Below are 9,863 nucleotides of genomic sequence, written 5' to 3'. Positions count from 1 at the left end.
GGCGCCGTCCTCGGGGCGGCCTACGAAGGGGCCGCCTTCACCGTCCTGCGGGCCCTGGACGAGCTCCTCACCGCGTGCGGCCAGGATCCGGCGGACCCCGCCGTGACCGACCGCCCGCTGCGCCTCGTCGGCGGCGGCGCCCAGGGCCGGGTGTGGCGCGACACCGTCCGCCGGCTCTCGGGACGCTCCCTGGTCGTCCCGGCGCAGACCGAACTCGTCGCCCTCGGCGCCGCGGCGCTCGCGGCGGGCGCGGCCGGCGGCGGCGACCCGGTCGCGCTGGCCGGCGCCTGGGGCACGGGCCGCGGCACCGTCCTGCCGGCGCTGCCGCGGGACCTCGGGACCTGGGACCGGATCGCGACCGTCCTGGACGGTGCGGGGCCGTTCATGCGCCCGGCGGCCGGATGACACCGGAAGGCGTTCACCCCGTGGCCCGCGGCGGCCCGCCGCCGTCCTGCCCGGTGGAGCCCGCGGCGCCGCCGGGTGCCCGGCCCGTTCTTCGGCGTGTCGTTCGGGTGCCTCCAGCGGGCGCGGGACCGCGCGCCGGGTTCGAATCGGGACATGGCTCCCTTCGACAGGCCCCGTACGGACGGCTTCACGCCGCCTCCGGCGACCGGCACCTGGTGGTACGCCGCCGTCGCCGGTGAGGCCGCCGACTCCTTCTGCGCCCGGGTGCGCAAGCGCCTGCAGGCCGCCTCCCTCGGCTCGGTGGCCCTGCTGGCCGTCGTCTACGCCGCACTCGTGCTCACCGCCACCGGCCAGCGCTGGGAGAACGCGGCGCTGGCGGGGCGGGTGACCGACGGGAAACTGGCCGCCGCCCACCAGGCGCACCGGACCCTCCCGTACGTCACCCTCTCCTCCCTCGCCGTCGCCCTGGTGGTGCTGACCCTGATCGGCGTCCTGCGCCGGCGCTACGCGCTCACCGCCGTCGCGCTCGCCACGGTCACCGGCTCGCTCCTGCTCACCGAACTGCTCAAGGAGCTCGTCCTGGGGCGCCCGGACCTGGTCGGGGCGCCGCCGCACCTCGTGGCCAACACCTTTCCCAGCGGGCACACCACGATCGCCATGAGCGTCATGTTCGGCCTGTTCGTCGTCGTCCCCTACCGCCTGCGCGGCCTCGCCGCCGGACTCTGCGCGCTGTGGGCCACCGCCGTCGGCGCCTACTCCCTGGCGGCCGGCTGGCACCGGCCCGGCGACGCGATCGGCGCCGACCTGCTGGTCCTGGCCGTCGGCTGCGGGCTGGCCGGAGCGCTCGCCCGCCGGGGCCGCGTCGCCCCCGCGCCCCGTCGCCGCTTCCCGCTGCGCACCCTGTTCGTCACCGGCCCGCTGACCGCCGTCGCCGTCCTCGGCCTCGGGGCCGGCCTCGTCCTGCTTCTCGACTACCTGCTCACGGCGACCGGCGACCCCTCCCTGCCCCGGCTCGCCTACCAGGCCGGACAGGCACTCGCCGCCGGCGCCGGCGCGGCCGCGACCCTGCTGGTGCTCGCCCTGCTGCGCCACGTCGACCTCGGCGGACGCCCCGTCCCGTACCGATGGACGGGGCCCTTTACCGAGGAGCCCGAGGAGGAGATATCTTGATGTCGAGCAATCTCGCAGACGCAGACGTGGAGCGGAGCACACCCGGTGACTGACTCGACCATCATCTACACGCACACCGACGAGGCGCCCGCCCTGGCGACGTACTCGTTCCTGCCCGTGATCCAGGCCTATGCCTCGACCGCCGGGATCAATGTCGAGACCCGTGACATCTCCCTGGCCGGCCGCATCATCGCGAGCTTCCCCGAGCGTCTCGAAGAGGGTCAGCGCATCGACGACGCCCTCGCCGAGCTCGGCGAGCTGGCCAAGACGCCGGCCGCCAACATCATCAAGCTCCCGAACGTCTCGGCGTCCATCCCGCAGCTGAAGGCCGCGATCGCCGAGCTCCAGGAGCAGGGCTACGCCCTCCCGGCCTACCCGGACGACCCGCGGACGGACGAGGACAAGGACGTCCGCGCCCGGTACGACAAGATCAAGGGCAGCGCCGTCAACCCGGTCCTGCGCGAGGGCAACTCGGACCGCCGCGCCCCGGGCTCGGTCAAGAACTACGCCAAGACGCACCCGCACCGCATGGGCGCCTGGTCCGCGGACTCGAAGACGAACGTCGCCACGATGGGCGAGAACGACTTCCGGTCCACCGAGAAGTCCACGGTCGTCGCCGAGGCCGGCACCCTGCGCATCGAGCACGTGGCCGCCGACGGCACCGTCAGCGTGCTGCGCGAGTCCGTACCGGTCCTGGCCGGCGAGGTCGTCGACGCCTCCGTCATGCGCGCCGCCGCCCTGCGGACCTTCCTGAGCGAGCAGGTCGCCCGGGCGAAGTCCGAGGACGTCCTCTTCTCCGTGCACCTCAAGGCCACGATGATGAAGGTCTCGGACCCGATCGTCTTCGGCCACGTCGTGCGCGCCTTCTTCCCGCAGACCTTCGCGAAGTACGGCGAGGTCCTCGCCGCCGCCGGTCTCTCCCCCAACGACGGTCTCGGCGCCGTCCTCAAGGGCCTCGACGCGCTTCCGGCCGGCGAGGAGATCAAGGCCTCCTTCACGGCCGAGCTCGCCGAGGGCCCGGCCCTGGCGATGGTCGACTCCGACAAGGGCATCACGAACCTGCACGTCCCGTCCGACGTCATCGTCGACGCCTCGATGCCGGCCATGATCCGCACCTCCGGTCACATGTGGGGCCCGGACGGCCAGGAGGCCGACACCCTCGCCGTCCTCCCGGACAGCAGTTACTCCGGCGTCTACCAGGCCGTCATCGACGACTGCCGCGCCCACGGCGCCTTCGACCCGTCGACCATGGGCTCCGTCCCCAACGTCGGCCTGATGGCGCAGAAGGCCGAGGAGTACGGCTCCCACGACAAGACCTTCGAGATCGCCGCGGCCGGCACCGTCCGCCTCGTCGACGCCGCCGGTGACGTCGTCCTGGAGCAGGAGGTCGCCGAGGGCGACATCTTCCGTGCCTGCCAGACCAAGGACCTGCCGATCCAGGACTGGGTCAAGCTGGCCGTCACCCGCGCCCGCGCCACCGGCGACCCGGCCGTCTTCTGGCTGGACGAGACCCGTGCGCACGACGCGCAGCTGATCGCCAAGGTCAACGCGTACCTGCCGGAGCACGACACCGAGGGCCTGGAGATCAAGATCCTCGCCCCCGTCGAGGCCACGACGTTCTCCCTGGAGCGCATCCGCCGCGGCGAGAACACCATCTCGGTCACCGGCAACGTGCTGCGCGACTACCTCACCGACCTCTTCCCGATCCTGGAGCTGGGCACCAGCGCCAAGATGCTCTCGGTCGTCCCGCTGATGGCGGGCGGCGGTCTGTTCGAGACGGGCGCCGGCGGCTCCGCGCCGAAGCACGTCCAGCAGCTCGTCAAGGAGAACTACCTGCGCTGGGACAGCCTGGGCGAGTTCTTCGCCCTGGCCGCCAGCTTCGAGCACCTGGCCACCACCACCGGCAACGCCCGCGCCCAGGTCCTCGCCGACACCCTCGACCGCGCCACCGGCACCTTCCTCAACGAGGACAAGTCGCCGACCCGTCGCCTCGGTGGTATCGACAACCGCGGCAGCCACTTCTACCTGGCCATGTACTGGGCCCAGGAGCTGGCCGCCCAGACCGAGGACGCGCAGCTCGCGGCGGCCTTCGCCGGCCTGGCGAAGACCCTCACCGAGCAGGAGGACACCATCGTCTCCGAGCTCGCCGCGGTGCAGGGCTCCCCGGCCGAGATCGGCGGCTACTACCAGCCCGACCCGGCCAAGGCCGCGGCCGTGATGCGCCCGTCCGCCACGCTCAACGAGGCCATCGCGTCCCTCGCCTGATCCGGCGCGACCGCCCTTCCGCCCCGGCCGGACACCCGTCCGACCGGGGCGGTCCCGTCGGTGGCGGATGTGGCATCCGGGTGTGAACCTGGATGGATGAGCTGGGCATCATGGACGACCGCCGGGGTCTATACCGGGCGTGGTGGGGTGCTCACCGACGAGGTCGGTGTGCTCACGGGCGACGTGACCATACACACGACCTGGGCGGATGACGAAGCACGTGTGGCCGTGCAGTACAGCGGCGCGTCCGACTGGTTCACCATGTCGGGCAGTCCGGTGCCGTGCGCTTCCGAGGTGGAGAGCCGCGACATCCACGAGGCGGTCATCGAGGCCGTCCGGGCGGGGAACGCGGCCGTCGTGCCGTCCCTGCACCATCCAACGGCATAACTGTTATCGCGCCCGCGCCCACGGGTCTCCTCAGTACGGGGACAGGAAGGCCCAGGGACGAGGGAGCACGACATGGACAGCGACGAGCACGGCGCGGCCGAGCTGGTGGAGGCGGCCGCGGCGGGAGACCCGCATGCCCGGGAGCGCCTGGTGCGGGCCTGCCTTCCCCTCGTCTACAACATCGTCGGCCGGGCGCTCGACGGCCACGCCGACGTCGACGACGTCGTCCAGGAGACGATGTTCCGTGCCCTCGACGGCCTGACCGGGCTGCGCGACCCCGCGCGTTTCCGCTCCTGGCTGGTCGCGATAGCCATGAACCAGATCCGCCGGCGCTGGCGCGACCGGCAGCACGGTGCGCTCCCCGGCCTCGACCGGGCCGCCGAGCTCGCCGACCCGGGGGGCGACTTCGTCGACCTGACCATCCTGCGCCTCGGCCTGTCCGGACAGCGCCGCGAGGTCGCCGAGGCGACCCGCTGGCTCGACGAGACCGACCGTGAACTGCTCTCCCTGTGGTGGCTGGAGGCCACCGGCGAACTGAGCCGGGCCGAACTGGCCGAGGCGCTCGACCTCACCGCGCAGCACGCCGCCGTCCGCGTCCAGCGGATGAAGGGGCAGCTGGAGACGGGCCGGGCCGTCGTACGGGCCCTGGCCGCGACGCCGCCCTGCCCCGAACTGGCCGGGATCGTGGACGGCTGGGYCGGCCACCCCTCCCCGCTGTGGCGGAAGCGGATCGCCCGCCACCTGCGGACCTGCTCCACGTGCGCCCCCGCCCGCTCCGGACTGGCCCCCGCCGAGGGGCTCCTGGTGGGCCTCGGCCTGGTGGCCCCGTTGCTCGGCACGCAGGTGGTTCCGGTGGCCCCCGGCGACCTGGCCACCGCGGCCTGGCCACAGCCCGCGGCGCCCTCCGCCGGCCGGRCGGCCCCCGATCCGGCGGGCGGGGCACCCCTGGACCCAGACCGTGCCGTCCGGGCCGGGCACGGCGGCGACACCGGTGTCGCGGTAGCGGCAGTCCAGCATGTTCTGCTGGTGCATCCCGCCGTCCATCCAGCTGTCGAAGACGGTCGCCGGGTCGCGCATCCCGCGCGCGAGGTTCTCGGCCCAACGGCTCCACGCGTATCCGGTGTCCGAGATCCGGGTGTCGGCGAACTCGCCCTCGGGGCTGCTGTGCCCGTAGTAGCCGCGGCGCACCATGTCCGCCCTCGTCCAGCTCGGCGTCCGCCCTCCCCGACTGGGCAGCCCCCCTGCTGGACCGCATCGCGCAGGAGGACACCGGATCGGCGCCGTGACCTGGACATGGCGCGCACGGCCCGGGTCGGGGTGTGCGCTTCGGTACGGCACGAGCCGGTCCCGGAAAACGGTCGAGGGGCCGTCTCAGATTCCTCTGAAACGGCCCCTCGACCTCCGACTTCGCAAAGTCGGGACGACAGGATTTGAACCTGCGACCCCTTGACCCCCAGTCAAGTGCGCTACCAAGCTGCGCCACGTCCCGATGCCCGTCTGACCTGGGGTTTCCCTGGGCCGAACGCGCATGAGAACAATACCGCACTTCGCCGGGTGGTCACGAACCCCTTTCCGGGGTTGACCTCGAGTTCACTTGAGGTTGCACCGTGTGTGTCATGACGAACACGGCAGACACCCTCACCCCCCGAGGTCCGCGCACCGACCTCGCCCGGCTCACCCGGCTCATGGGGCTGATGACCGGCGACGAGAAGCACTCGCCGGCCGCGACCTCCACCCTCGACGCGCTCTGGGTGCTGTACGACCGGGTGCTGCGGGTCACGCCCGAGACCTTCGGCGACCCGGACCGGGACCGGTTCCTGCTGTCGAAGGGGCACGGGCCGATGGCCTACTACGCCGTCCTCTCGGCGAAGGGCTTCCTCCCGGAGGAGCTGCTGAGCGGGTTCGGCTCGTACGACTCGCCCCTCGGGCACCACCCCGACCGGACGCTGGTGCCGGGCGCCGAGATCGGGAGCGGGTCGCTCGGGCACGGGCTCCCGCTGGCGGTGGGCACCGTCCTGGGGCTGCGGGCCCAGGGGCTGACCGATCCGCGGGTGTGGGTGCTGATCGGGGACGCCGAGCTGGACGAGGGCAGCAACCACGAGGCGCTGGCCTATGCCGGGCCCGCCGGCCTGGAGCAGCTGCACACGCTGGTGATCGACAACGGCTCCGCCACCTACGGCCGGCCGGGCGGGATCGCCGCGCGGTTCGAGGCGGCCGGCTGGTCCGCGGAGACCGTCGACGGGCGCGACCACGACGCGCTCCACGCCGCCTGCACAGCCGCGCACCCCGGCCGGCCGCACGTCGTCGTCGCCCGCGTCGAACCCAAGCACGCCTGACCCCCGCCGCACACAGCCGAGGAGCACTCTTCCCATGGACACCATGCGCGACCGTTTCATCGCGACCACCAGCCGCCTGCTCGACGAGGACCCCCGGCTGGCGGTCGTCCTCGCCGAGATCAGCAGGGACGGCTTCCGGGAGGCCGAGCGGCGCCATCCGGACCGCGTGATCAACGTAGGGATCCGCGAGCAGCTGCTGATCGGGGCGGGGGGCGGGCTGGCCCTGACCGGGATGCGGCCGGTGATGCACACCTTCGCGAGCTTCCTCGTCGAGCGCCCCTTCGAGCAGCTGAAGCTGGACTTCGGCCACCAGGGCGTGACCGGCGTGCTGGTCAGCGCCGGCGGGTCGTACGACTGGCCGGCCGGCGGCTTCACCCACATGTCACCCGGCGACGTGGCCCTGCTGGACACCCTCGACGGCTGGACCGTGCACGTACCCGGCCACCCGGACGAGGCGGAGGAGCTGCTGCGCCGGGCCGTCCGGAGCGACGACTCCGTCTACGTACGGCTCTCCGTGCAGTCGAACGCCGCGCCCCGGCCCGTCACCGTGGGCCTCTCGACGGTGCGCGAGGGCCGGGACGGCGTGGTCGTCGCCGTCGGTCCCCTGCTGGACGACGTCCTCGCGGCCACCGAGGGCCTCGACGTGACGGTCCTCTACGCCCACACGGTCCGCCCCTTCGACGCCGAGGGCCTGCGTCGCGCGGTCGCCGGCGCGCGCCCGGACGTCGTCCTGGTCGAGCCGTACCTCGCCGGCACGTCGACCGCGGCCGCCAACGACGCGCTGACGGAGGTGCCGCACCGCGTCCTGGGACTCGGTGTCGCGCGCCGCGAGCCGCGCACGTACGGGAGCATCGAGGAGCACCTGGCCGGTCAGGGCCTGGACCCGGCGGGGCTGCGGAAGCGGATCACGGGCTTCCTCGCCCGTTGACGGCGCTCGCCGGGACGTACGGGCCGTGATCACGATCCGGCCACCGTGGCGGATGCGGGACGGCCTCTTCCCGGCCCGGTCCGGCGGGGTCGGGCCCGCACTCTTCCGGCCAGGGCGCGGGCAGGGGACGGCCCTTCACTCCGCCTCCCCCGACACCCCCACCTCGGGGTGCTCCGCGAGGAGTCGGCGCGAGGCCGCCTGGCGCCAGGAGTCGGCGAGGACGGCACGGAGTTCGGCCTCGTCGTCGAGGGCCCCGAGCCGGACCCTGATCCACGCGTAGCCGTCGTCGTGCCCTTCGCGGAGGAAGAACTTCGCGGGCTCGGCGGCGATGAGCTCCTCCCGGTCCTCCTTGGGGCATTTCACCCCCATCACCTGATCGTCGTCGTCCAGCGAGGCGAAGATCTTCCCCCCGGGGCCGGCTCGGAAGGTGGGCATCCCCCACGCGAGCTTCTCGACCGCCCCGGGGAGCGAGAGCGCGATACGGCGTACGTCGTCTGCGGTGGCCATACCCCGACCGTACGGCGCTCCGCGGGGGCGTGAACCGGAATGCGCGCCGACCCGCCCGCCGGTCACTCCCTGTCACGATTCGCCACGCTGCCGCGCACCTCCGCACGCCCCCTCCGACGGCCTCCTCGGCGCCCGCGAAAGGCCGGAAGCCCTGCCGTTCCCGGCATCGGGGCCCCGGCGAAAGATCCGGCATGCCGCCTCTGTGGTGAAGAGGTGGCCTATGAGGCGAAGCCTGGGCTATCCGCGCCATATGACCGGTCACTGCTTGCCGTTGGCATGTGGCAGAAACCTGCCTGAGTGGAATGACCTGGTCGAAGGACCCACCAGGCCAAGACCACGCGAAACACAGTCAGATTCAAACGTCAACCACTCCGGTTTCGGACAAAGTCCGTGGCGATATTGCTCCGGTCACGAAAGATCAACACCATGAAGTGGTCGGCCTGTTCGGGACGGGACCACTGCCGATGCACCACCTGTTCGAACAATCGCGCGAACAGGCGTTTCGCAGGGGAGGACTCCGATGGACGGCTACTTCACCAGCCGCATGCATCATCAACTCAGGGAGACGGTTCGGGACTTCGCAGAGCGTGAGGTTCGGCCACGGATAGCCGAGATGGAAGCGACCCGTACGGTCCATCACGAGCTCTCCCGGCTGATCGCCGAACAGGGCTGGCTGGGGGCGACAATCGGCCACGAGTACGGAGGCATGAGCGCCGGCCATCTGGCCAAGACGATCATCATCGAGGAGCTGTCCCGGGTCAGCGGTGCCATGGGCGCGATGGTCCAGGCGTCCCAGCTCGGCACCGCCAAGATCGTGCACTTCGGCAGCGACGAGCAGCGCAAGACGTGGCTCCCCGCGATCGCCGCGGGCGAGTGCCTGCCGACGATCGCCGTCACCGAACCCGGCTCCGGCGGCCATGTCCTCGGGATGACGGCGAGCGCCGTCCGGGACGGGGACGACTACATCCTCAACGGCAGCAAGGTCTTCGTCGGCAACAGCCATGTCGGCGACCTGCACGGTGTGGTGGTCCGGACCGGCCCCGGTTCCAAGGGGCTCACGGCCTTCCTGGTCGAGTCCGACCGCCCGGGGTTCCGCACCGGTCCCCAGGAGCAGGCCATGGGCCTGCACGGCTTCAGCTTCGGCGAGCTCATCTTCGAGAACTGCCGAGTCCCCGCGTCCAACCGGCTCGGCGACGAGGGCGACGGACTGGCCGTCGCCTACTCCTCCAGCGTCCTCTACGGACGGGCCAACCTCACGGCCGTCTCCCTCGGCATCCACCAGGCGATCCTGGAGGACACCACCCGGTTCGCCGCCGAGCGCCACCGCTACGGCAACCCGCTCCACGAACTCCCCACCGTGAAGCTGAAGCTGGGCCAGATGCAGTCCCGGCTGATGACGGCGCGGCTCGCCGCCTACCACGCGGTGCACCTGCTCGACCAGGGCATGTCCTGCGACGCGGAGCTGATGAACGCCAAGCTGGTCAACGTCGAGTCGGCCCTCGACTCGGGCCGCAACGCGATGGAGATCCACGCCGCCGCCGGGCTCTTCACCGACCGGCCGATCGAGCGCTACCTGCGCGACGCGCACCACATCTTCGCCCCGGCCGGCACCTCGGACGTCCAGTTGCTGCGTCTCGCCGAGGTCGCTCTCGGCACCGCCAAGGGCAGCTGGTCCGAGCGGCTCTCCGACCTGGTCCGCAGAGAACCCGTCCCCGCCTGACCCACGACGCCGGCGGAGGGGGCGTGCGGAGGTGCGCGGCAGCGTGGCGAATCGTGACAGGGAGTGACCGGCGGGCGGGTCGGCGCGCATTCCGGTTCACGCCCCCGCGGAGCGCCGTACGGTCGGGGTATGGCCACCGCAGACG

General features: G+C 72.3%; 8 protein-coding genes, 1 tRNA gene and 2 pseudogenes. 8 read left to right on the top strand and 3 right to left on the bottom strand.

All coding sequences use genetic code 11. The features are described from left to right. The 5 genes and pseudogenes from EAO71_RS02325 to EAO71_RS38445 form a co-directional block, all read left to right on the top strand. Positions 1-405, top strand: a 405-nt coding sequence (locus EAO71_RS02325; protein WP_261991956.1) for an FGGY-family carbohydrate kinase, incomplete at its 5' end; no start/stop codon positions are given. Positions 406-558: 153 nt separating this feature from the next. Further along, positions 559-1,575, top strand: coding sequence for a phosphatase PAP2 family protein (locus tag EAO71_RS02320; protein WP_261991955.1), 1,017 nt, complete (start codon positions 559-561; stop codon positions 1,573-1,575). 45 nt (positions 1,576-1,620) lie between these two features. Continuing rightward, on the top strand, positions 1,621-3,840 hold the full coding sequence (locus tag EAO71_RS02315) for an NADP-dependent isocitrate dehydrogenase (protein ID WP_147976079.1): 2,220 nt from the start codon (positions 1,621-1,623) through the stop codon (positions 3,838-3,840). A gap of 96 nt (positions 3,841-3,936) precedes the next feature. Further along, entirely contained in the window at positions 3,937-4,227 is a 291-nt protein-coding gene (locus EAO71_RS02310) for a hypothetical protein (RefSeq protein WP_147976078.1), read from the top strand. A gap of 72 nt (positions 4,228-4,299) precedes the next feature. Then, positions 4,300-4,788, top strand: a pseudogene (locus EAO71_RS38445) (sigma-70 family RNA polymerase sigma factor); the annotation flags it as partial. A 444-nt stretch (positions 4,789-5,232) separates the two neighbouring features. Here EAO71_RS38445 and EAO71_RS38440 read toward each other — a convergent pair. Together EAO71_RS38440 and EAO71_RS02300 are read right to left on the bottom strand one after the other, a co-directional pair. Further along, positions 5,233-5,418: pseudogene (locus EAO71_RS38440) on the bottom strand (CAP domain-containing protein); the annotation flags it as partial. Between the two features lie 224 nt (positions 5,419-5,642). After that, positions 5,643-5,716 (bottom strand) — tRNA-Pro (locus tag EAO71_RS02300). A gap of 127 nt (positions 5,717-5,843) precedes the next feature. Here EAO71_RS02300 and EAO71_RS02295 point away from each other — a divergent pair. Together EAO71_RS02295 and EAO71_RS02290 are read left to right on the top strand one after the other, a co-directional pair. Then, a complete protein-coding gene (locus EAO71_RS02295) occupies positions 5,844-6,563 on the top strand; it encodes a transketolase (RefSeq protein ID WP_147976076.1) in 720 nt (239 codons plus the stop codon). A 34-nt stretch (positions 6,564-6,597) separates the two neighbouring features. After that, complete coding sequence (locus tag EAO71_RS02290; protein ID WP_147976075.1) at positions 6,598-7,491, top strand: transketolase family protein; 894 nt, start codon at positions 6,598-6,600, stop codon at positions 7,489-7,491. Between the two features lie 135 nt (positions 7,492-7,626). Here the strand turns inward: EAO71_RS02290 and EAO71_RS02285 are convergent, their stop codons facing one another. After that, on the bottom strand, positions 7,627-7,998 hold the full coding sequence (locus EAO71_RS02285; protein ID WP_147976074.1) for an MmcQ/YjbR family DNA-binding protein: 372 nt from the start codon (positions 7,996-7,998) through the stop codon (positions 7,627-7,629). Positions 7,999-8,518: 520 nt separating this feature from the next. Between EAO71_RS02285 and EAO71_RS02280 the strand changes: the two genes are divergently transcribed. Continuing rightward, the gene (locus tag EAO71_RS02280; RefSeq protein WP_147976073.1) at positions 8,519-9,718 is read left to right on the top strand and encodes an acyl-CoA dehydrogenase family protein; all 1,200 of its coding nucleotides are present in this window, start codon (positions 8,519-8,521) and stop codon (positions 9,716-9,718) included. Positions 9,719-9,863: the final 145 nt, after the last annotated feature.

Source organism: Streptomyces sp. MS191 (assembly GCF_008042125.1).
In the GTDB taxonomy this organism is placed as follows: Bacteria; Actinomycetota; Actinomycetes; order Streptomycetales; family Streptomycetaceae; genus Streptomyces.
This window is presented reverse-complemented; position numbering and strand designations above follow the sequence as displayed.

Coding starts and splice junctions, on each gene's coding strand:
- EAO71_RS02290 (WP_147976075.1), top strand. CDS start 6,598: ATGGACACCATGCGCGACCGTTTCATCGCGACCACCAGCCGCCTGCTC.
- EAO71_RS02295 (WP_147976076.1), top strand. CDS start 5,844: ATGACGAACACGGCAGACACCCTCACCCCCCGAGGTCCGCGCACCGAC.
- EAO71_RS02310 (WP_147976078.1), top strand. CDS start 3,937: ATGAGCTGGGCATCATGGACGACCGCCGGGGTCTATACCGGGCGTGGT.
- EAO71_RS02285 (WP_147976074.1), bottom strand. CDS start 7,998: ATGGCCACCGCAGACGACGTACGCCGTATCGCGCTCTCGCTCCCCGGG.
- EAO71_RS02280 (WP_147976073.1), top strand. CDS start 8,519: ATGGACGGCTACTTCACCAGCCGCATGCATCATCAACTCAGGGAGACG.
- EAO71_RS02320 (WP_261991955.1), top strand. CDS start 559: ATGGCTCCCTTCGACAGGCCCCGTACGGACGGCTTCACGCCGCCTCCG.